We start from the raw sequence: 21,778 nt of genomic DNA, 5'->3' as shown, positions 1-21,778 counted from the left end.
GAGGGGGAAGAGAAGCGGGATGGGCGGTGCGTGGCGACGAACCAGACGAATCACCCGGGCCGCCTTCCGCCCGGTACGCGGACGGGACCTGTCCCTGCATGCCGCCGCGATCACCTTCTACGGGGGCATCGCGGTGGTGCCGGTGGCGCTGCTGGCGATCTGGCTCACCGCGCTGCTCGCCGGAGGCGACCGGGTGCGCCGGCTCACCTCGTACGCCGTGGAGGCCCTGCCGGACGCCATCGGCGCGCCCCACGCGGTGGCCGCCCTGGTCGACGCCGGGGTGGGTCTGACGCCGTGGCTGGCGCTGGCCGCGCTGCTGCCCGCGTCGCTCTACGGCGAGGGGCTGCGCCGGGCGTTCGTCTCGGTCGCCGCGCCCCGCACCGACGAGCACCTGGTCGGCTGGCGGGGTCGACTGTTGCTGCTGCCGCTGCTCGCCCCGGCACCGGCCCTGCTGCTGTCGATCCTGCTGGCGCTGCCGACCACCACCGAGCTGGTCCGGCGGGGCGGCTGGGCCGGCGCGCTCGGCGTGGTGCTCTCCTTCCTGGCGGTGTGGCTGGTGCTCACGCCGGTGCTGGTCTGGGTCTTCCGGGTGGTCGGCCCGGCGTCGCCGGACTGGCTCTCCACGTTGGCGGTCGGGTCGTTCACCGCCGCCAACCTCTCCGGATTCCTGCACGGTTTCGTGCTGTTCGCCTCACTCCCGCTCGACCTGGGCGTGCCCTTCGGCGGCCTGGTCGAGGTCGGTGCCGCCGTGGCGGTGCTGCTCTGGCTCTATCTCTTCCACGTGATCGTGCTGGCCGGCTACTCCGCCACGCTGGCGCTGGCCGGTTGGCGTACCCGCCGCGCCGCCCGCGCCGACGACGGCTCACCGGCCCCGTCACCGGCATGATCAACTGAGCCCGGACCAGGTGCGGACGGGTTAGGGTGCGGGGATGAGGGGTGAGGTTCCCGGGCGCACGGACGTGGTGGTCGTCGGATCCGGACACAACGGGTTGGTCTCCGCCATCCTGCTGTCCCGGGCCGGCCTGGACGTGCTCGTGCTGGAGGCCGCCGACGTGATCGGCGGCGCCACCCGCACCGAGAACCCCTTCCCCAAGGTGCCCGGGCTGCGCCACTCCACCGGCTCGTACCTGCTCGGTCTGATGCCCCCGGAACTGCTGTCCGCGCTCGACGTGCGCATCCCGGTGCGTCGCCGGGACCCGCACTACTTCCTGCCCACCCCGGGCGGCGTCGGATCGCCGTACCTCCTCTTCGGCACCGACGACGCCGCCACCCGGGCCCAGCTCGCCGAGTTCTTCTCCCCCGCCGACGTGGCCGCCGACGACGCGTTGCAGGCCGAACTGGCCGCCCTGCGCACGGACCTCGCCCCCGCCTGGCTGGCCGAACCGCTGCCCGCCGAGGAGACCGCCGACCGCTACGTGCGGCCCGAACTGCGGCAGGTCTTCGTCGACCTGGTACGCGGCTCGGTCGCCGACTACCTGGCCCGCTTCGACTTCCGTTCCGAGCTGCTGGTCAGCATGTACGCGGTCACCGACGGCCTGTCCGGCCTCAACGCCGGTCCGGACGACCCCGGCACCGGGCACAACTTCCTGGTGCACAACATGTGCCGGCTCCCCGGCTCGGACGGCACCTGGATGATCGCCGAGGGCGGGATGGGCACCGTGTCGCGTACCTTCGCCGACGCGGCGCGTGCCTCCGGCGCCCGGATCGTCACCGGCGCCCCGGTCACCGCGATCACCCTCGACGGCGGTGCCGCCTCCGGAGTCGTCCTCGCCGACGGGCGGCAGGTCGAGGCCGAGGTGGTGCTGGGCGCCTGCGACCCGTACCGGCTGATGGCGCTGCTGCCCGACGGCGCGTTGCCGGCCGAACTCGGCGAACGGATGACGGCGGTCCGGCGCACCGGCACCACGCTCAAGCTCAACCTGGCCCTGCGCGACCTGCCCCGCTTCTCCTGCCTGCCGCCGGACGCGCCCAGCCCGTTCGGGTCCACCATCCACCTGCTGCCCGGATCGGCGTCGCTGGCCGGCGGCGGGGGCGAGTCGCCGATGGCGGCGCTGCGCGCGATGTGGGCCGACGTGCAGGCCGGACGGCTACCGCAGGAGCCGACCATCGAGTGGTACCTGCACACCACCGTCGACCCGTCCCTGGCCGACCCGGACGGGCACCACTCGTCGGCACTGTTCGTCCAGTCCGTGCCGTACGAGCTGACCGGCACCACCTGGGACGCGGCCCTACCCGGGTACGTCGACCGGCTGGTGGAGATCTGCGAGCGGTACGCCCCCGGCACCGGCGATCTGATCGCCGACGCGGTGCCCCTGCCACCGCCCGGCATCGAGGCGCACTTCGGCATCACCGGCGGACACATCCACCACGTCGACAACACCGTCTCGTTCACCGACCGGATGCCGTACGCCACGGGGGTCGACGGGGTGTACGCAGGCAGCGCGGGCTGCCACCCTGCGGGCAGCGTGATCGGCGCCGCCGGACACAACGCCGCCCAACGCATCCTCGCCGACCTGGGCGGCTGAGCCACCCCGCCCACACCGAGGGGTGCGGTGTAAGGAAGGGCACCCTATTAACGCCTCGTGTATAGGAGGGGTCCCTTCCTAACACCTGCACACCTGCACACCTGCACGGCTCAGTCAGCCGGGCGCAGGGCGCGGTAGGCCGCCCACGGGACGGCGGGACGCGGCAAGCCTCGCCGGTCCAGGTAGCGCCGGGTCGCGGCCCGGGTGGTCCGCACCGTACGCAGCGAATCCGTCATCCGGGCCTTGTGCCGTGCCGCCGGCTCGACCAGTCTGTGCGGGCGCAGCGTCCAGCCGTCGGCGCTACGGACCAGCTCACCGCGCACGTTGGCGTTGTGCAGGCTCCACAACTGCGCGTCGTGCCGGTGCACCAGCAGACTCGCCGCGCCCTCGACCGGGTCCACCCCGTCCGGCACCACCACCCGGTAGCCGGACGACCCGGCAGTCGCGGTGGTCCGCACCAGCAGCGGTGCGCCGGCACCGTCCCGGGCCGCCAGCACCACACTGGGGTACGCCGCCAGCACCTCCGCGCCGATCAGCGGAGCAGCCGCCCCGCTCTCAGCCGATACCGCACCGGCTTCGGTGGTGGTCGGCAGCGGACGGGTGGTCACCTCGGTCGGGGTGACGGTGATCAGCAGTCGCATGAAGTAGAAGTCGGTGAACATGGTCGCCGGCCAGTCGAGGTACTTGCGGCAGTTCGGCTGACGCTGGAACATCCGGGTCCAGAAGACGCCCAGGTCCCCGGCCGGATCGGTGTGCACCTCGTCGGGGCAGTGCGCCGTGCCGCGTACCAGGATCTGCTCGGGTGTGGTCAGGCCGCTGGCCGTGGGGTCGGAGAAGAGCAGCGCCACCCGGCCGTCGCGGCGCACGTTGAACGCCTTCTGCGGATACCCCAACGAGGTGGTGAGCATGATCGTGCCGTCCGGACGGAGCAGCCCGGACGTCGGCCAGGCGACCGGTGTGCCGTCCTTGGCGAGCGTCGCCAGCTCACAGGTGCGGTACGCGGAGATCGTTGAGCCGAGCGCGGATTCGGACACGATGACGCCGGGGGACGATTGCATGCCCGGAATCGTAGTCAGCGTCGCAATTCGACGGTTACGCCACCCATGGCACCTCGGCGGCCGGCCCGAGATGCTCGGCCGCCGGCCCGAGATGTTAGAAAGGGCCCCCTACTATGCACGAGGCGTTAATAAGGTGCCCTTCCTTACATCCGTCAGGTTGCGGGCTGCGGGCTCTCCGGAGCCTCCTCGCCGACCCGGTGAGCGCGGACCTTGTGCCCCACGCTGGTCAGGCAACGGCCGCTGGGCAGGTCGAAACGCCATCCGTGCAGCTGGCAGGTGAGCTGGTCGCCCTCGACGATGCCGAACCGGCTCAGGTCGGCCTTCAGGTGCGGGCAGCGCCGCTGCACCACCCAGTCGCCCAGGGTGATGTCCTCGGCGTCCACCGCCCGCTCGTGCTCGTCGTACCAACCCTCGGCGTACTGGAGGCGCTCGGTGGAGAGGCACTTGAAGAAGGCGTACACGAACTCGTTGTACTGGCCGATCCGGGCGGCCGAGAAGCGGCAGGAGAGGAAGAGCGAGTTGACCCAGTCCACCTCGTCGATGTGCAGCAGGTGCTCCACCAGCGCCCGTTCGGTGCGGAACCGGTAGCGCACCTTCTCGTCCGCGTACGGCCGGACCTGCTTGCCGGGGAAGTCGACCACGATGGATTCGACGCTCTCGCCGTCGTAGCCCACCAGGTCGAAGCGGACCGGACCACCGACACCCTTGGCGAGATAGATCGACTCGTCCAGCAGCGGCTCGATCCGGCGCTTCATCTCCTTGAGCACGTCCACCTCGGGGTGCCGCCAGGACGCCTTCTCCGCCTCGATCACCGGCCGCTTGCGCTCGCGCATCTCCTCCAGGTGGGCGACCTTGTTCGCGAAGAACTCCTCGATCGGGACCGGGTGGGTGGTGGTCGCCCCGTCGGTGGTCACCTCGGCGACGCTGCCGGGCAGCAGCACGATGCCGTTGGTGCCGCCGACCTTGGCGTACTCGCTCAGAAAGACCGACTGGTCGGGGAAGATGTTCCCCTCGTCACCGAAGATGTCGTTGAACTGCCACAGCTCGTCGTCGAGGAAGCACGGCGGGCCGGCGATCGGGAAGACGTGGTCGGCCTTGAGGTCGTCGATGTAGCGCCAGGTGCGGTCGAACTGCCGGTCCCGCTTCTGCTTACCGAACGCCGTCTTCGCCGACTGCGGCAGCTCGTAGACCATCGGGTACCAGATCGCGCCGGAGAACTGGAGCAGGTGTGCGTGCACGTGTCCCAGCTCGGCGAAGGTGGTCAGGTCGGTGGGACGGGCGTCGTTCTGGTTGAGCAGCCGGACACCGTCGTACTCCACCCAGAGTGAGGAGTCTCCGATCGGGCCGTCGGTCGGGCTGGTCAGCGCCTGGATCATGATCTTCAGGCCACCGTCCAGCTCGTACACCTCCTCGTTGCGGGTCTTCAGGAACTTCGTGAAGCCCAACGCCCGGAACTCGTCCTCCATCTCCGAGGTGGGGAACTCCGGCAGCAGCACGGTGGCCTTCTTCGACACGTACCGCTTCAGGTGCGCCGCGTCGAAGTGGTCCCGGTGCAGGTGGGAGACGTACAGGTAGTCAACGTCGCCGAGGGTCTCCCAGTCGAGCAACGAGTTGTCCGGGAACGGGAACCAGGAGGCGAAGTAGGCCGGGTTCACCCACGGGTCGCACAGGATGCTGCCCGCAGCCGTGTCGATCCGCATGCTCGCGTGCCCGGTACCGGTCACTCGCACCGCAGTTCCCCCTCAAAAAAGACAATCAAGGTGTACGTCAGAACGCTACCGGAGGCAGTCTGGTCTGCGCCCCGCGACGCCGCCATAGTCGCCCGCCCCACCCGGCCGGGCCGAAGGTCCCGAGGTAGGAGCGGCCCGTCCGGCCCCCCGTATCCGCCCCACCGCAGGTCCCCTCCCGGGTGGCGTGCCAGACTAACCGGAGATCCGAACGCGAGGAAGGACCGACAGTGGCGGGAAGCGAGCCGGTAACGTCGCCAGACCAGCACAAGCCCGGGCACCGCAAGGCCGGGCGGATCGGCGCGGTCCTCACCGCGTTCGCGATGCTGGCCATGCTCTGCGGCAACCACGAGGGCAGGGTCGAGGACCTCTGGCTGATCGGGGTCGCCGCGCTCCTGCTGCTCATCGTGATCGGCGACTCGGTGCTGCGGCGCAACGGCCTGCGCTCCTGAGCCGACCGGAGACACGACGTACGACGAGGGCCCGTCCCCCAGGGGGCGGGCCCTCGTCGTGCCGCCAGGCAGGGCGGCTCTCGTCGTGGTGTCTCAGCGGCCGAAGAGGATGTCCTGCACGTTCTTCAGCGCGGAGTCGACCTCGGCCTCGAAGTAGCCGCCCTGCACCAGCCCGAACCGGAGCGTGTCCAGGTCCTTCGGGTTGACCGGCATCGGGTTCCGGCCGGCCATCCCACCGAGCAGGGTGTCGAAGAACCGGTCCACCTGGTCGGGATCGTACCCGCTGCCGAAACGACGCACCTGGAAGCTGCGCCTGATCTCGTCCACCCGGTAGAGGTCGCTGCCGGGCGGCCCGGCCATCGGCGGGCCGGTCATGGCCGGCGGGGCACCCAGGGAGGGCACGCCCATCGACGGGCCGCCGATCGCCTGCTGCGGCAGGCCGGGTGGGCCGCCCTGCGGGCCACGACGCGGCTCGCGGTCCGGCATCCGGATCTCCGCGGTCATGTCGGCCCGACCGTGGCGTCCCGCCTCGAAGCCGTCGAACCGCTGCTCGTCCGGCGGACCGTAGCCGCCCCGACCCTCCGGTGGGCCGTATCTGCCCCGGCCCTCTGGCGGACCGTAGCCGCCCGGACCGTCCGGCGGACCGTAGTCCGGTGCCCCGTACCCACCGGGGCCGTCCTGCGAACCGTACCCACCTGGGCCGTCCGGCGGACCGTACCCACCTGGGCCGTCCGGCGGACCGTATCCGCCGGGACCGTCAGGTGAGCCGTACCCACCCGGGCCGTCCTGCGGGCCGTACCCGCCGCGCCCCTCGGGCGGACCGTACCCGCCGGAACCGGCGGGCAGGCCGCGCGGCGGCGGGCCGCCGTGACCCATCTGTCCGCCGGGCGGTCCCATCGGGCCACCGGGGCCCATCGGACCGCCACCACGCGGCCCGTCGTACCCGCCGCGCGGGGAGTCGTACCCGCCGGCGAAGGCACCGGTCGGTTCGTCGTAGCGGCCGGCCTGTGCGGGCATCGACCGGGGCGGCATCGGCGGCACCGGGGCCATGCCCCGCTCGTCGCGCATCGGCGGGCCCATCCGGTCCGGCGGACCCATGCGGTCGGGCGGGCCCATCCGGTCCGGCGGCGCCATCCGGTCCGACGAGCCCATCCCGGAGTCGCTGCCCCGGACGCCACCCGTACCGCCGCGCTCCTCCAACTCGGCCAGCTGCCGCTCGACCCGGTCGAGGTGCAGGTCGACCTGCCACTCGTCGTAGCCGTTGAAGCGGACCCGGAAGACGACGTCGTGGACCTCCTGCGAGAGCACCGGGGCACCGACGGGCTGACCCGCGAGAGTCGCCTCGACCCGGTCCAGGAAAGTGTCCACCTCGTCAACCTTGTAGCCCCGGCGGAGCGCCTTACGCCGGAAACGCTGACCCTGACTCGCCACTATGTCTCCTGGTCTCGTTCGCCACGCCCGGTCACGCTGACATCTCCCCGGCCGGGCCGGTGCCCCTGTCCTCAGCGGCGGCCAACTGCCCACATGCCCCGTCGATCTCGCGACCTCGGGTGTCCCGCACCGTGGTGGACACCCCGGCGTCGCGCAACCGCCGGACGAACTCCCGCTCGACCGGCTTCGGGCTGGCGTCCCAGCGGCTGCCCGGAGTCGGGTTGAGCGGAATCAGGTTCACGTGGGCCAGCTTGCCGGCCAGCAGCCGCCCGAGCAGATCCGCCCGCCACGGCTGGTCGTTCACGTCCTTGATCATCGCGTATTCGATCGACACGCGACGCCCTGTCCGGGCCGCGTAGGCCCAGGCCGCCGCCAGCACCTCGGAAACCTTCCAGCGCTGGTTGACCGGCACGAGTTCGTCGCGCAGCTCATCATCGGGCGCATGCAGCGACAACGCAAGAGTCACCGACAGGTCTTCGCTGGCCAGCCGGTTGATGGCCGGCACCAGGCCGACGGTGGAGACGGTGATGTGGCGCTGCGACAGACCGAGGCCCTCGGGGGCCGGCGCGACCAACCGACGGATCGCCGCGATCACCCGGTTGTAGTTCGCCAGCGGCTCCCCCATGCCCATGAAGACCACGTGCGAGAGTCTCGGCGGTGACCCGGCGACGGCGCCGGAGGCGGCCACCCCGGCCAGGTACACCGCCTGGTCGACGATCTCGGCGGTGGACAGGTTGCGGGTCAGCCCGGCCTGGCCGGTGGCGCAGAACGGGCAGGCCATGCCGCATCCGGCCTGGCTGGAGATGCAGACGGTGACCCGGTCCGGGTAGCCCATCAGCACGCTCTCCACCAGCGAGCCGTCGTGCAGCCGCCAGAGCGCCTTGCGGGTCGCCCCGTCGTCGCAGGCCATCTCGCGTATCGGGTTGAGCAGCCGGGGCAGCAGCCGGTCGGCGAGCCGGTCACGGGACGCCGCCGGCAGGTCGGTCATCAGCGCGGGGTCCCGCACCAGGCGGCCGAAGTAGTGGGTGGAGATCTGGCGGGCCCGGAAGGCTGGCTCCCCCAGCTCCGTCACCAACTCCTTGCGACCGTTCAGGTCGAGGTCGGCGAGGTGTTGCGGGGGCATCGCCGCCCGGCGCGCGCCGGGCGCGTCCGGGTCGACCGGGATCAGGGGCAGACTCGTCATGGCACGTCCAGTCTGGCACGCCCGCCGAGGAACGCACCCGTCCGGAGGGAGCAGAGACGCTCCCACCCCCTGCGCGACCCGGGCACCCCGGCGTGGTCCATGCCTCAGTTCACCGCCGGCACGAAGACGACGAGCAGCAGGTACGCGGTCGGCACCGCGAACAGCACCGAGTCGAGCCGGTCCATCAGCCCGCCGTGCCCGGGCAGCAGGTTGCTCATGTCCTTCACGCCCAGATCGCGCTTGATCATGGACTCGGCGAGGTCACCGAGGACCGCCGCCGCCGAGATCGCCATCCCGAACACCGCACCCCACCAGGGGGCCACGTCGAACAGCAACCAGAGCAGCACGGCGCTGCCCAGCGCTGCCGCGCCCATCGAGCCGACCAGCCCCTCCCAGGACTTCTTCGGGCTGATCGTCGGCGCCATCGGGTGCTTGCCGAAGTTGGCGCCGGCCGCGTAGCCGCCGGTGTCGGAGAGCACCACCGCGACCAGGGTGACCAGCACCCGCAGCGGGCCGTCCCCGGGCGAGGCGGCGAGCAGCGCGGCGAAGCCGCCGAGGAAGGGCACGTACACCGCGATGAGGGTGGCCGCGGTCATGTCCCGCCGGAGGCCGGCGACACCGTCCCCGAGCCGCCAGACCAGGGTGCCCGCGAGGGTGACCAGCAGGCCGAGCAGGAGCGCGTCCAGGCCGGCGAACCAGGCCAGGGTGACGGTGAGCACGCCACCGGCGATCATCGGGATCAACGGGACCCGGGCGCCGCCACGGCGTACCGCCCGGGACATCTCCCAGATGCCCACGCCGTAGGCCGCCGCGATCAGCAACAGGAACGCCGGGGTGTACAGGAACAGCGGCAGCAGGGTGGCAGCGCCGAGGCTGGCCCCGACGGCGATGGCGGCCGGCAGGTTCCGGCCGGCACGGCTCGGCGTCTGCGGAGTGGCCGGGCGACCGGCACCGGCCCGCCGTCGGCCCCGGTGGCGTCGGGACTGCGCCGGATCCGCGTCGGGTTCCGGCGTGTCCTCGGCGGGCACGGGGGCGAGCAGGGTCGTCGGCGCGTCGTCGTGGTCCGGACCGTCGTCGGAGGGCACCGGGGCGAACTGCGCCGTCGGCGCGTCCTCGTGCGCCAGGTCGCGACGCCCGTTCTCCTCGGGTCGCCGAGGGCCACCGTCGGGGAGGTCACGCGGGCGGTTCCGGTCGTCGTGCGGACCGGCCGATTCGTCGTACCGCCCGGGGACGTCCCGGTCGTCGAACGGCTCGGGTCGGGAGGCGAAGCCGGTCCGGGCCGGTTCGTCCCGGTCGTCGACGGGTCGGGCGTACGGGTTGTCGGCCGGCGGGCGCGGGCGGGTACGCGGCTCGGCGGAGAGCTCAGCGCCGGGGCGCGGGCCGCGCGACCACGGGCCGGGTTCGACGTCCGGGTCGGGCCAGGGCAACGAGGTCGGCCGATCCGGGCGGTCCCAGCCGCGGGCCTCGGCGCCACCGTAGGGGTCGAGGTGGGACATCACGCACCGGACGACAGCGGTACGAGATCCACCACTTGACGCACAGCCACTACCATCCCCTACCCGCGCGAGGCGCTCCGTCTGATTCGCCGGCCGGTAGGCCGGCTGATCTCCACCGTTCACCCCCGGGTCGCCGGGAATCGTGCCGAGCCTACTGCACCCGGAGCTTCCGCAGGACGCACCAGTACCCACCGTCCACCTCGTCGATCATGAGCCTGCCGTACCGGCCGGAGGGCCGGATGTCGGCACTTCATGATCGACGAGGTGGGGCGTACGAGCCGGGAGCCGCTGCGGATCAGACCTCCAGCAACTCGGCTTCCTTGTGCTTGACCAACTCGTCGACGTGCGCCACGTAGCGCTGGGTCACGTCGTCCAGTTCCTTCTCCGCGCGGCGGCCGTCGTCCTCGCCGACCTCGCCGTCCTTGACGAGTCGGTCCAGCTCTTCCTTGCCCTTGCGACGGATGTTACGGATGGCGATCTTCGCCTCCTCGCCCTTGTTCCGGGCGACCTTGATCATGTCGCGACGGCGCTCCTCGGTCATCTGCGGGAGGAGGATGCGCAGCTGGTTGCCCTCGTTGTTCGGGTTCACCCCGAGGTCCGAGTCGCGGATCGCCTTCTCCATGGCGTTGATCTGCGAGTTGTCGTACGGCTTGATGATGGCCATACGCGGCTCGGGGACGCCCACGGACGCCATCTGGGTCAGCGGCGTGGGGCTGCCGTAGTAGTCGATGATGATCTTGGAGAACATGGCCGGAGTGGCGCGACCGGTGCGGATGGCACCGAACTCCTCCTTGGCGTGCTCGACCGCACGCTCCATCTTCTCCTCGGCCTCGAGGAGGGTGTCGTCGATCACCGCTCTCCTCGCCTCCTTCTTGTGCTCGTCGTGGGCTTGTCGGGTCACCGGGACGGACCGCCGAGGTCACCGTCGACGGTCAGCTCAGGTGGTGATCAGCGTGCCGATCTTGTCGCCGCCCACCGCACGGACGATGGTGTCGTCACCCTGCGCGCCGAAGACCAGCATCGGTAGTCCGTTCTCCATGCAGAGGCTGAAGGCGGCCGCGTCGGCGACCCGCAGGTTGCGGCGCAGCACCTCGGAGAAGGTGATCGAGTCGAACTTGCTGGCGCTCGGGTCGATCCGGGGGTCGGCGCTGTAGACGCCGTCCACACCGTTCTTGCTCATCAGCACCACGTCCGCGTGGATCTCCAGCGCGCGCTGGGCGGCCGTGGTGTCGGTGGAGAAGTACGGCATACCCGCACCGGCGCCGAAGATGACCACGCGGCCCTTCTCCAGGTGCCGGATCGCCCGCAGCGGAATGTACGGCTCGGCCACCTGGGCCATCGTGATCGCGCTCTGCACGCGGGTCTCGATGCCCTCCTTCTCCAGGAAGTCCTGCAGGGCGAGGCAGTTCATCACGGTGCCGAGCATGCCCATGTAGTCGGCCCGGGCCCGGTCCATGCCCCGCTTCTGCAACTCCGCGCCCCGGAAGAAGTTGCCGCCGCCGACCACCACCGAGACCTGCACACCGCGACGGACCACGGTGGCGATCTGCCGGGCGATGGCCTGGACGACGTCCGGGTCCACACCGATCTCGCCGCCGCCGAACACCTCGCCGGAGAGCTTCAGCACCACCCGGCGGGCCCGGCCGGGCGGCGGCGCCAACGGGTCGTCCACCGCCAGCGTCGGGTCACTCACAACCTGCGTCATCCGCCCGTCCTTCCCCCACTGCCGCGCCCGGGTGCGCACATCTGCCGTTGCCGACCTTATGGGACGAGGAGACCGCGGTGTGTGTCGCGTACACCGGCGGCCTCCTCGTCGTGTCGTTGCCCAGCCCGGGCGCGTACGCCCGGCCGGAGGTCAGGACTGGCCGACCTCGAACCGCACGAAGCGGGTGACCTCGATGCCGGCCTCGGCCAGCACCTGCTTCACCGACTTCTTGTTGTCGGTGACCGACGACTGCTCCAGCAGCACGAAGTCCTTGAAGAAGGAGTTGACCCGGCCCTCGACGATCTTCGGCAGAGCGGCCTCGGGCTTGTTCTCCTCGCGGGCGGTCTGCTCGGCGATCCGCCGCTCGGACTCGACGATCTCCGCCGGCACCTCGTCCCGGGTGAGGTACTTCGGACGCATCGCGGCGATCTGCATGGCCGCGCCACGGGCGTCGGCGTCGCCGGCCTCGTCGGCCTTGCCGGCGTACTGCACCAGCACGCCCACCGCCGGGGGCAGGTCCTGGGCCTTGCGGTGCAGGTAGACCGCGACCGTGCCGTCCAGCTTGGCGAAGCGGTTCAGCACCAGCTTCTCGCCGATCTTGGCGGACTGCTCCTGGACCAGGTCGGCGACCGGACGGCCGTCGAGCTCGCTGGCCAGCAGTTCCTCGGCGTTGCTCGCGCCGGAGCGCTCACCGTGCTCGACCAACTGCTGGGCGAGCGCGATGAAGGCGTCGTTCTTGGCGACGAAGTCGGTCTCGCAGTTCAGCTCCAGCAGGGCCCGGCCGGAGTGGGCGACGAGGCCGTTCGCGGCCGTCCGCCCGGCCCGCTTGCCGACGTCCTTGGCGCCCTTGACGCGCAGGATCTCGACGGCCTTGTCGAAGTCGCCCTCGGCCTCGGTCAGGGCCTTCTTGCTGTCCATCATGCCGGCGCCGGTCAGGTCGCGGAGCTTCTTGACGTCCGCCGCGGTGATCTGGGACATGGCTCTCTCTTCGGTGTTGGGACTGCGGGTGAAATGGACTGAGGTGACGATTACCCGGTTCCGAGAGGTTCGTGCCCGGTCTGCCCGCCGCCGGCCACCGTCGTCAGGGACGGACGGTGGCCGGACGGCGGTGCGGTCACTGACCGGCGACGGCGGCCGGCTGCTCGGCGGGCTGCTGCGCCTCGGTGGCCTGCTCCGGCTCGGCGGCCGGCTGAGCCTCGGCGGCCTGCTGCGGCTCGGTCGCCGGCTGCGCGTCGTCGGCCTTCTTCGGCTCCTCGAGCAGCTCGCGCTCCCACTCGGCCAGCGGCTCGTCGGTGGCCACGCCGGCCTCCGGCTTCTCGTCGCCACCCCGGCGACGGCCGGAGCGGGTGATCAGACCGTCGGCGACGGCCGCGGCGACGACCCTGGTCAGCAGCTCGGCCGAGCGGATCGCGTCGTCGTTGCCCGGGATCGGGAAGTCGACCTCGTCCGGGTCGCAGTTGGTGTCGAGCACGGCGATCACCGGGATGCCCAGCTTGCGGGCCTCGTCGACGGCGATGTGCTCCTTCTTGGTGTCGACCACCCAGACCGCGGCCGGGAGCTTCTGCATGTCCCGCAGACCACCCAGGGTGCGGGTCAGCTTGATCTTCTCGCGGGAGAGCTGCAGGGTCTCCTTCTTGGTGTAACCGGCGGCGGTGCCGCTGAGGTCACCGAGGGCCTCCAGCTCCTTCATCCGCTGCAGCCGCTTGTACACCGTCTGGAAGTTGGTCAGCATGCCACCGAGCCAGCGGTGGTTGACGTACGGCTGACCGACCCGCGTCGCCTGCTCGGCGATCGCCTCCTGGGCCTGCTTCTTGGTGCCGACGAAGAGGATGCTGCCACCCTCGGCCACCGTGTTGCGCACGAACTCGTACGCCTTCTCGATGTAGTCGAGAGTCTGACGGAGGTCGATGATGTAGATGCCGTTACGCTCGGTGAAGATAAAGCGCTTCATCTTCGGGTTCCAGCGCCGGGTCTGGTGCCCGAAGTGAACACCGCTCTCCAGCAGCTGACGCATGGTCACGACGGCCATGGTTTGTACTCCTTGCGGTCCCTGGTTGTCTCGCCCGACCGGCGGTCGGGCGTCCTGGCGCCCGGTCGCCGGCCATGACGGGCCCGAAGGATCGGGACCAGGGAGGCCGTCGCCCCACGACGATTCGTGGAGAGGGCACGCGAGGTCGACCGCGCGAGGCGGTCGCCAGTCGCCCAGTGTACGCGCCCTCCCCACCCCGCCACGCCCGGGTGTAAGGAAGGGCCCCCTACTAACGCCTCCGGTATAGGAAGGGCCCCCTCCTAACGCACCGGAAGACGCCGCCGCACCCCCCGGAAGACGCCGCCGCACCCCCCGGGCAGACGCCGCCGCCGGTGGTTCAGCCGGCAGCCAGCGCGGCGGTGAGGAAGAGTGCCAGGCCGACGGTCAGGTACGCGGTGGGCGGGCGAAGCCAGCCTCGTGCCCCGTCGGTCAGCGAGAAGCCGCTGGTCCGCAGCCCGTACAGGCCGGCGGCGAAGATCGGCAGGCCGATCATCAGGAATGTGCCGGTCAGCACGTCGGCGGCGGAGACCGGATCCGCGGTGACGCCGTGCAGCAGCACCAGCAGCGCGGGCACCTCGAAGATCGCGACCAGCACGGCGAACAGCACCGCGAGCACCGGACGACGCGACCGGTAGACACCGTCACCGGCCGGAACCCCCGGCTGCGTCGCCAGCGCCTGGTAGCCGGCAGTGGCCGCGTCGACCGGGTACGCGGACCCCGTCCCGCCGGCCGGGAAGCCGGTACCCGCAGCGCCGACCTGCACGCCGGCACCCACGGCGCCGGCCTGGTGTACAGCACTCGTGCCGGCCTGGTGTGCGCCCACGCCGGCCGCCGGGTGCTCGGTGTCGCTTGCCGGATAGGGATGCTCGGCGCCCGCCAGGTCCGTCCGGGGTGCCACGGGCGGCATCGCCCCGGTCGGCATCTCCAACGGGTTCGCCGTCTCCACCGACCGCTTGGCCTCGACGATCGGGTACCCGCCCAGCGGGGCCGGCCGGATCGGGTCGGTCACCGGCAACGCTCCGCCGGAGGTCGGCGTCGCCTCCCGGGCGGCCCGGCGACCGGGACGGTCGGACGGCAGTTCACCGGAGATCTCCGGGTCGCCGGAAGCGTCCGGTCGCCGGAAGCGCGACGCCCGGTAGCGCTCCGTCTCTGCCGGGGCGTCACCGAGCGGATCCGGGGTGCCGAAGCGTCGCGGTGTGCCGTACCGGTCGTCGTCGTCCACCCGCTGCTCGGGAACGGCCAGGGGGTCGTCGTCGCGGTACCGCGCCTCCGAGGTACTGCGCCAGTCCGGTTCACCGTAGCCACGGTCCCGTTCACCCGGATACCAGGGCGACTCCTGGTCATCGGAAAAGCTGCGTCGTCCGTCCACGTCGGCACCGTATGCGACCGGCCGGACGTACGCCATTCCGATCCCGCGCCTGGCCACAGGCCATGCGCCAATTCGACCAGGTACGCAGAGTAACGGCCGGATTCGTGGATTAGCGCACGCCTAGCACACGAAAGGCATGATCGTCTGGTCGTCCACAGCCCTCGCGGTTGTCCACAGGTCGCCTCGACGGGGTCGCCTCGGCACGGCGTACGGGCGCAGGGTGCCGGCATGACCAAGCGGAACCAGGCGGTCGGCGGCTACGGGGAGCGGTGCGCCGTCCGCCACCTGATCGAGACGGGCCTACGCCCCGTGGAGCGGAACTGGCGCTGCCCCTCCGGAGAGATCGACATCATCGCCTGGGACGGGCCGGTGCTCGCCTTCTGCGAGGTGAAGACGCGTCGCACCACTCGCTTCGGCACGCCCGCCGAGGCGGTGGTGGCGCGCAAGGCACGCCGCCTGCGCCGGCTCGCCGCCGCCTGGCTCGCGAGCACCGGCACCACCGCCGACGAGATCCGCTTCGACGTCCTCTCGGTCCTGCTGCCCGCAGCCGGCCGGGCCCGCGTCGAACACCTCAAGGGCGCCTTCTGATGCCCCGCGACGGCAGACGCGGTGCGACGTCCTCCCGCCACGGCAGACGTGGTGCGACGTCGTCGCCGACCGGTGGTGGGGTTCACCCGACCGGCCCCCAGGTGCGTCCGACCGGCCGTGCGGTACCGCGACCGACCCCCGGTCAGGTACGCCCACCGGGCGGGTTCGTGGTGCCACGCGAGTGCGCGGTGGGTCGGCGATGAGCTACGCCCGGGTGCTCTGCGTCGGCCTGGTCGGAGTGGAGGGGCACCTGGTGGAGGTGGAGGCGGACCTCGCACCGGGCCTGCCCGGAGTGGTCATCTCCGGTCTGCCCGACACGGCGCTGCACGAGGCACGCGACCGGGTCCGCGCGGCGGTGGTGAACTCCGGCCAGCGGTGGCCGAACCGACGGATCACCCTCAACCTGCTGCCGGCCACGCTGCCCAAGTTCGGTTCGGCGTTCGACCTGGCGATCGCGGTGGCACTGCTCGGCGGTTCGGGCGAACTGCCGCTGCTGCCGCTGGACGGCGTGGCGATCCTCGGCGAGCTGGGTCTCGACGGCGCGGTGCGCCCGGTCCGGGGCGTCCTGCCGATGGTGGCCGCGGCGGCCCGGGCCGGCGTCGACCGGGTGATCGTGCCGGCGGGCAACGCGGCCGAGGCGGCCGTGGTGCCCGGCCTGCGGGTGCGGGGCGTGGACAGCCTGCACCGGCTGGTCTGCTTCGTCCGCGACGGCCGACCACTGATCGAGCCGCCGGTCGACGACGCACCGGAGGTGATCACCGGCCCGGACCTCGCCGACGTCGCCGGGCAGGGGCTCGGCCGGCGGGCTTTGGAGGTCGCCGCCGCCGGTGGACACCACCTGGCGTTGATCGGGCCACCCGGCGCCGGCAAGACCATGCTGGCCGAACGCCTGCCGTCGATCCTGCCGACGCTGGACGACGGTGCCGCGCTGGAGGTGACCGCGCTGCACTCGGTCGCGGGTCTGTTGCCGGCCGGCGGCCGACTGATCCGTCGGCCGCCGTTCCAGGCCCCGCATCACACCGCCACCGTGCCCTCCATCGTCGGGGGCGGCGCGGGACTCGCCCGGCCGGGTGCGATCTCCCTCGCGCACCGTGGGGTGCTCTTCCTCGACGAGGCGCCGGAGTTCAGCAAGCCGGCGTTGGAGGCGCTGCGCCAGCCGTTGGAGCACGGTCGGGTGCTGCTGACCCGCAGTCGGGGCGGTGCCGAGTACCCGGCCCGGGCCCAACTGGTGCTGGCCGCCAATCCGTGCCCGTGTGCGAACCCGGCGGGCGACGACCGGTGCGAGTGCGCCCCCGCTGCTCGTCGCCGCTACCTCGCCCGGCTCTCCGGTCCGCTGCTCGACCGGATCGACCTCCAGGTCCGCCTGCCACCGATGCGGGCGGCCGAGCTGATGGAACCCGCCGCGCACGAGTCCTCGGCGGTGGTGGCCGCGCGGGTCGACGCCGCACGGCAGGCAGCGGCCGAACGGTGGACGGCGCTGGGGTGCCGGCTCAACTCCGAGATACCCGGGCCGAACCTGCGCCGGGCACCGTGGCGGCTGCCCGACCCGGTCACCGCCGACCTGCGGACCCGTCTGGACTCCGGGTCGCTGTCCGCTCGCGGCTTCGACCGGGTCATCCGGCTCGCCTGGACGATCGCCGACCTGGACGGGCGGGCCCAGCCGGACAAGAAGGACATCGCCGAGGCCATCACACTGAGGACGGGAGAGGGTACGTGAGCACGCACGAGGAGTCGCGGCTGGCACGGGTGGCGCTGACCTGGCTGGCCGAGCCGGGCACCCGTTCGGTGTACGGGCTGGTCGACGAGATCGGGCCGGTTGCCGCACTGGAGTTGCTGCTGGACGGCGGGGCACCGCAGGAGGACCTGCGCGACGGTGTGGCCGCGCGGACCCGGGTCGGTGATCCCCGGGCGGTCGCCGCCGAGGCACTGCGCCGCACCGACCGGCTCGGTGCCCGCCTCGTCACGCCCGACGACGACGAGTGGCCGATGACCGTCGAGCAGTTGCGGCACCTCCGACTGGAACTGCCCGGCAAGCAACGTCGGGTCGACATCGAGACGGCGCCGCCGCTCTGCTTCTGGGTACGCGGCGCGTGGCGGTTGGACGAGACGCTGGACCGGTCGGTGGCGGTGGTGGGGGCGCGGGCGGCCACGCCGTACGGCCTGCACGTCGCCACGGACATCGCCTACGGGTTGGCCGACCGGGAGTGGACGGTCGTCTCCGGCGGTGCGTTCGGCATCGACGCCGCCGCGCACCGTGGTGCCCTGAACGCCGGTGGGTCGACCGTCGCGGTGCTCGCGTGCGGGGTGGACCGGCCGTACCCGCTGGGCAACACCGCGTTGTTCGACCGGATCGCCGAGACCGGCCTGCTGGTCAGCGAGTGGCCACCGGGCGCCGAGCCCTTGCGTCCTCGCTTCCTCATCCGTAACCGGGTCATCGCGGCGGCCACCAGAGGCACCGTTCTGGTGGAGGCGGCGGCGCGCAGCGGTGCGACCCAGACCACCCGACGCGCGCTCGCCCTGAACAGGCCCGCGATGGTGGTGCCCGGTCCGGTCACCTCCGCGATGTCGGTCGGCGCGCACGAGATCCTGCGGGAACAACCGGCGGCACGGCTGGTGACCGGATTGGCGCAGGTGTTGGAGGAGGTGGGTCCGATCGGTGAGCTGGCGCCGGTGCCGCGCGGTCCGGAACGCCCCGCCGACCTGCTCGACGAGGACGCGAGGTCGATCCTGGAATCGCTGCCCCGACGCGGCACCGTCGGGGTGGACGACCTCGCCGCGAGGGCCGGCCTGGCCGTCCGCACGGTGCTGCGCACCCTGCCGATGCTGGAGGAACTGTCCCTCGTGGTGCGGCGCAGGGACGGGTTCGCCCTGGCTGACCCAGCTGGTCGCGGGTGACGCCAGCCCGCCGTAGGCTGGCAGCCGTGCGGGGTACGGGTGGACAGGGCCGGGACGTCCGCGGCACCCGGGCGGTGCACGCGGCGCTGCCGGGGCCGTTGCGCGACGCGGTGGACGACTTCGCCCGCCACCTCGCCTCGGTCCGCAACCGGTCGACGCACACGGTCAGGGCCTACGTCGCGGATCTGGTGTCCCTGATGGAGCACGCCCGACGGATGGGCTGCACCCAGGTCGCCGAGTTGACCCTCGACACGGTACGCAGCTGGCTTGCCCGGCAACGCACGACGGGCGCGGCCCGCACCTCGATGGCCCGGCGTGCGGCAGCGGCGCGGACCTTCAGTGCCTGGGCACACCGGGAGGGGCTGTTGCCCACCGACGTGGCCGCCACCCTGGCCAGTCCTCGCCCACGACGGACCCTGCCCACGGTGCTCCGCGCCGACCAGGCCGCCCAACTCGTGGAGGCCCCGACCCGCGTCACCACGCCGAACACCAGCACCGCCGCCGACACAGGCACCGCGTCCAACACAGGCACCGCCACCGGCACCGCCCCGAACGCAGGCGCCGCCGCCAACACGGGCACCGCCCCGGACACCGCCGCCGCCCCGGACACCGCCGCCGCGCCGAACACAGAGAGCCCGCCGGGCACAGGCATCGTGCCGGTGGCCGCCGGCACCGACCGGACGGGCCGGGGAGACAGCGCACTCGATGGTCCGGGCGAACCGGACCGGGACGCCGAGGCGGTACGGCTGCGGGACCGGGTGCTGCTCGAACTGCTCTACGGCACAGGGGTACGGGTCAGCGAGGCGTGCGGGCTCGACGTGGCCGACGTCGACCACGGCCGACGCGTGATCCGGGTCCACGGCAAGGGTGGGCGGGAACGGACCGTGCCGTACGGGCTGCCCGCCCAGCGGGCCCTCGACGACTGGCTGCGGCGCGGACGGACCGTGCTGGCGGTCCCGGGATCCCGCGACGCGCTCCTGCTCGGCGCCCGCGGCGGTCGGCTGAACCCGACGACCGCCCGCCGGATCGTCGCCGGGTACGCCGAGGCCGCCGACCTGCCCCGGACGAGCCCGCACGCGCTGCGCCACTCCGCCGCCACCCACCTGCTGGAAGGTGGTGCGGACCTGCGAGCGGTGCAGGAGTTGCTGGGACACTCGTCGCTGGCCAGCACCCAGGTCTACACCCATGTCTCGGTGGAGCGGCTGCGCGCCGCGTACCGGCAGGCACATCCCCGCGCCTGAGCGGAGCAGGCCGGGCGACGCCGATCAGCGGTTACGATCATCGGGTGAGCGTCCCGCCGCCGCCCGAGCCGATCGCGGGCGCCCGTCTGCTCTTCTCCCTCGATCCGGCGACCAGTCACCTCAACCACGGTTCGTTCGGGGCGGTGCCGATCGTCGCGCAGCGGGCCCAGCAGCGGTTGCGCGACGAGATGGAGTCGGACCCGCTGCGCTTCTTCGTGCAGGGGCTGACCGACCGGATCGCCCACACCCGCCGCCACCTGGCCACCTTCCTCGGCGCGGACCCGGACGGCACCGCCCTGATCCCGAACGCCACCACCGGTGTGGCGGTGGTGCTCCAGTCGCTCGGGCTGCGCGAGGGCGACGAGGTGGTCACCACCGACCACGGCTACGGCGCGGTCACGCTGTCGGTGCAGCGGGAGTGCCGCCGGACCGGGATGACCCACCGCGTGTTGCGGGTGCCGTTGACCGCCACCGACGAGGAGATCCTGCAGGTCGTCCGGTCCGGGCTGCGTCCGGGGCGTACCCGGCTGCTGGTGGTGGACCAGGTCACCTCGGCCACGGCCCGACTGTTCCCGGTCGCCGCGATCGTCGGGCTCGCCCGGGAGCAGGGCGTACCCGTGCTGGTCGACGCCGCGCACGCGCCGGGCATGCTGGCCGCGTCGGTGCAGGGCATCGGCGCCGACTTCTGGGTCGGCAACCTGCACAAGTGGGGGTACGCGCCGCGCGGCACCGCGGTGCTCGTGGTGTCACCGGCCTGGCGGGACCGGATCGAGCCGCTGGTGGTCTCCTGGGAGCAGGAGTCCGGCTTCCCGGGCCGGTTGGAGTGGCAGGGGACGGCGGACTACACCGCGTGGCTCAGTGCACCCGCCGGGCTGTACGCACTGCGCAGCCTCGGTGTGGACCGGGTACGCGCGCACAACGCCGCACTGGCCGCGTACGGGCAACGGGTGGTCGGGGACGCGCTCGCGGTGCCGCCCGCCGGACTGCTCGACCCCGGCGGACCGACCGTCGCCATGCGGATCGTCCCGTTGCCGGCGGGCCTCGCCACGAACCTCGACGCGGCGCGGGCGTTGCAGGCCCGGATCGCCGAGCGGCTCGCCACCCAGGTAGCGGTCATGACCTTCGGCGGACGGGGATTGTTGCGGCTCTGCGGGCAGGTGTACAACTCGCCGGACGAGTACGAGCGGCTCGCCGTCCGGCTGCCCACCCTGCTCGCCCAACGCTGACCGCATCGGGCCGCGAGGTCGCGGCGGGTGGTTCCGGATCGAGCGGCAGCAGGCGGGATCGCCCGAGACCGAGCAGGGCCAGCGGATCGAGGTAGTCGTCCCCCCGACGCAGGCCCCAGTGCAGGCACGCCGCCTCCGGGCAGCCCGCGTGCGCCGGCAGCAGGGTGCCCAGCGCGGTTCCCGCCGCCACCGACGTGCCGACCGTGACGTCCGGCGAGACCGGCTCGTAGGTGGTGCGCAGGCCGTCCGGGTGCACCACCGAGATGACCGGACGGCCGGCGACCATGCCGGCGAACAGGACCGTGCCGGTGCCGGCGGCCCGGATCGTCGCACCGGCCGGGGCGAGCAGGTCGACCCCGCGATGGCCGGGCAGCCACGGTCGGGGCGGCGGATCGAAGCGACGCACCGGATGCGGCCGACCGTCGACCGGCCACCTGAACCGTGCGGCCTCCGCCGGCCGTTCCGGAGCAGCAGGAAGCGGTGCGACCGGCACCGGTGCGACCGTGAGCGGCGCAGCCGGAAGCAGCGCAGCCGGAAGCAGCGCAGCCGAGAGCAGCGCAGCCGAGAGCAGCTCAGCCGGAAGCGGCGCGACGGGAGGCAGGGCAGCCACCTGCGCCGCCCGCACCGCAGAGCCGCGCGGCCTGGCCGCGACCGCCGGCGACGCCAGGAGCGGCAGCAGCGCGACGCACCCGGCGAGCAGAACGGCCGGGACCGTCCGCCTGCCACCGCTGCGGGCCGCCGAGCGCGGACGAGTCGCACCGGCGGGCCGTACGACGAGACTCCGGCAGGCGAGAAGACACACAGTGACGGTCGATGGCGCGCGGACGGCAAGAAATGGCACAACCTCGCCATC

At 72.4% G+C, this 21,778-nt stretch carries 19 protein-coding genes; 8 read left to right on the top strand and 11 right to left on the bottom strand.

The window, feature by feature from the left end:
* The first annotated feature begins 19 nt into the window (after positions 1–19).
* Both ACFYTT_RS12345 and ACFYTT_RS12340 read left to right on the top strand, forming a co-directional pair.
* Positions 20–886, top strand: coding sequence for a YhjD/YihY/BrkB family envelope integrity protein (locus ACFYTT_RS12345; protein WP_387258941.1), 867 nt, complete (start codon positions 20–22; stop codon positions 884–886).
* 43 nt (positions 887–929) lie between these two features.
* Entirely contained in the window at positions 930–2,525 is a 1,596-nt protein-coding gene (locus tag ACFYTT_RS12340) for an NAD(P)/FAD-dependent oxidoreductase (protein ID WP_131052785.1), read from the top strand.
* 110 nt (positions 2,526–2,635) lie between these two features.
* On the opposite strand, the gene ACFYTT_RS12335 is transcribed toward ACFYTT_RS12340, so the two are convergent.
* Together ACFYTT_RS12335 and ACFYTT_RS12330 are read right to left on the bottom strand one after the other, a co-directional pair.
* Complete coding sequence (locus ACFYTT_RS12335) at positions 2,636–3,583, bottom strand: pyridoxamine 5'-phosphate oxidase family protein (protein ID WP_387258939.1); 948 nt, start codon at positions 3,581–3,583, stop codon at positions 2,636–2,638.
* Between the two features lie 152 nt (positions 3,584–3,735).
* Positions 3,736–5,313, bottom strand: a complete 1,578-nt coding sequence (locus tag ACFYTT_RS12330) for a Rieske 2Fe-2S domain-containing protein (RefSeq protein WP_387258937.1) — start codon at positions 5,311–5,313, stop codon at positions 3,736–3,738.
* Positions 5,314–5,540: 227 nt separating this feature from the next.
* Between ACFYTT_RS12330 and ACFYTT_RS12325 the strand changes: the two genes are divergently transcribed.
* A complete protein-coding gene (locus ACFYTT_RS12325) occupies positions 5,541–5,762 on the top strand; it encodes a DUF2631 domain-containing protein (protein WP_131052788.1) in 222 nt (73 codons plus the stop codon).
* Positions 5,763–5,855: 93 nt separating this feature from the next.
* Here ACFYTT_RS12325 and ACFYTT_RS12320 read toward each other — a convergent pair whose 3' ends face one another.
* From ACFYTT_RS12320 to ACFYTT_RS12285, 8 genes are all read right to left on the bottom strand, one after another.
* On the bottom strand, positions 5,856–7,193 hold the full coding sequence (locus ACFYTT_RS12320) for a DivIVA domain-containing protein (RefSeq protein WP_387258935.1): 1,338 nt from the start codon (positions 7,191–7,193) through the stop codon (positions 5,856–5,858).
* A 31-nt stretch (positions 7,194–7,224) separates the two neighbouring features.
* On the bottom strand, positions 7,225–8,376 hold the full coding sequence (rlmN, locus tag ACFYTT_RS12315) for a 23S rRNA (adenine(2503)-C(2))-methyltransferase RlmN (protein WP_131057527.1): 1,152 nt from the start codon (positions 8,374–8,376) through the stop codon (positions 7,225–7,227).
* A 104-nt stretch (positions 8,377–8,480) separates the two neighbouring features.
* A complete protein-coding gene (locus ACFYTT_RS12310) occupies positions 8,481–9,872 on the bottom strand; it encodes a phosphatidate cytidylyltransferase (RefSeq protein WP_387258934.1) in 1,392 nt (463 codons plus the stop codon).
* A 295-nt stretch (positions 9,873–10,167) separates the two neighbouring features.
* Complete coding sequence (gene frr / locus ACFYTT_RS12305) at positions 10,168–10,725, bottom strand: ribosome recycling factor (RefSeq protein WP_131057263.1); 558 nt, start codon at positions 10,723–10,725, stop codon at positions 10,168–10,170.
* 84 nt (positions 10,726–10,809) lie between these two features.
* A complete protein-coding gene (gene pyrH, locus ACFYTT_RS12300) occupies positions 10,810–11,577 on the bottom strand; it encodes a UMP kinase (protein WP_387258933.1) in 768 nt (255 codons plus the stop codon).
* Positions 11,578–11,727: 150 nt separating this feature from the next.
* A complete protein-coding gene (gene tsf / locus ACFYTT_RS12295; protein ID WP_176092977.1) occupies positions 11,728–12,555 on the bottom strand; it encodes a translation elongation factor Ts in 828 nt (275 codons plus the stop codon).
* A 136-nt stretch (positions 12,556–12,691) separates the two neighbouring features.
* Positions 12,692–13,606 (bottom strand): 30S ribosomal protein S2, encoded by a 915-nt coding sequence (gene rpsB / locus ACFYTT_RS12290; RefSeq protein WP_176092976.1) that lies wholly within the window; start codon positions 13,604–13,606, stop codon positions 12,692–12,694.
* 337 nt (positions 13,607–13,943) lie between these two features.
* On the bottom strand, positions 13,944–14,975 hold the full coding sequence (locus ACFYTT_RS12285; protein WP_387258931.1) for a hypothetical protein: 1,032 nt from the start codon (positions 14,973–14,975) through the stop codon (positions 13,944–13,946).
* A 228-nt stretch (positions 14,976–15,203) separates the two neighbouring features.
* On the opposite strand from ACFYTT_RS12285, the gene ACFYTT_RS12280 reads away from it, so the two are divergent.
* From ACFYTT_RS12280 to ACFYTT_RS12260, 5 genes are all read left to right on the top strand, one after another.
* Positions 15,204–15,563, top strand: coding sequence for a YraN family protein (locus tag ACFYTT_RS12280; protein ID WP_131057206.1), 360 nt, complete (start codon positions 15,204–15,206; stop codon positions 15,561–15,563).
* Positions 15,564–15,762: 199 nt separating this feature from the next.
* Complete coding sequence (locus ACFYTT_RS12275; RefSeq protein ID WP_387258929.1) at positions 15,763–17,280, top strand: YifB family Mg chelatase-like AAA ATPase; 1,518 nt, start codon at positions 15,763–15,765, stop codon at positions 17,278–17,280.
* Positions 17,277–18,458, top strand: coding sequence for a DNA-processing protein DprA (gene dprA, locus ACFYTT_RS12270; RefSeq protein ID WP_357213114.1), 1,182 nt, complete (start codon positions 17,277–17,279; stop codon positions 18,456–18,458). Before ACFYTT_RS12275 ends, dprA begins: the two co-directional genes overlap by 4 nt.
* 74 nt (positions 18,459–18,532) lie before the next feature.
* A complete protein-coding gene (locus ACFYTT_RS12265) occupies positions 18,533–19,699 on the top strand; it encodes a tyrosine recombinase XerC (protein WP_387259728.1) in 1,167 nt (388 codons plus the stop codon).
* A gap of 44 nt (positions 19,700–19,743) precedes the next feature.
* Positions 19,744–20,925, top strand: coding sequence for an aminotransferase class V-fold PLP-dependent enzyme (locus tag ACFYTT_RS12260; RefSeq protein WP_357213108.1), 1,182 nt, complete (start codon positions 19,744–19,746; stop codon positions 20,923–20,925).
* Here ACFYTT_RS12260 and ACFYTT_RS12255 read toward each other — a convergent pair.
* The gene (locus ACFYTT_RS12255; RefSeq protein WP_387258927.1) at positions 20,813–21,535 is read right to left on the bottom strand and encodes a murein hydrolase activator EnvC family protein; all 723 of its coding nucleotides are present in this window, start codon (positions 21,533–21,535) and stop codon (positions 20,813–20,815) included. The genes ACFYTT_RS12260 and ACFYTT_RS12255 overlap by 113 nt on opposite strands.
* Between the last annotated feature and the right edge of the window lie 243 nt (positions 21,536–21,778).

Source organism: Micromonospora sp. NPDC003816, assembly GCF_042874705.1.
In the GTDB taxonomy this organism is placed as follows: domain Bacteria; phylum Actinomycetota; class Actinomycetes; order Mycobacteriales; family Micromonosporaceae; genus Micromonospora.
This window is presented reverse-complemented; position numbering and strand designations above follow the sequence as displayed.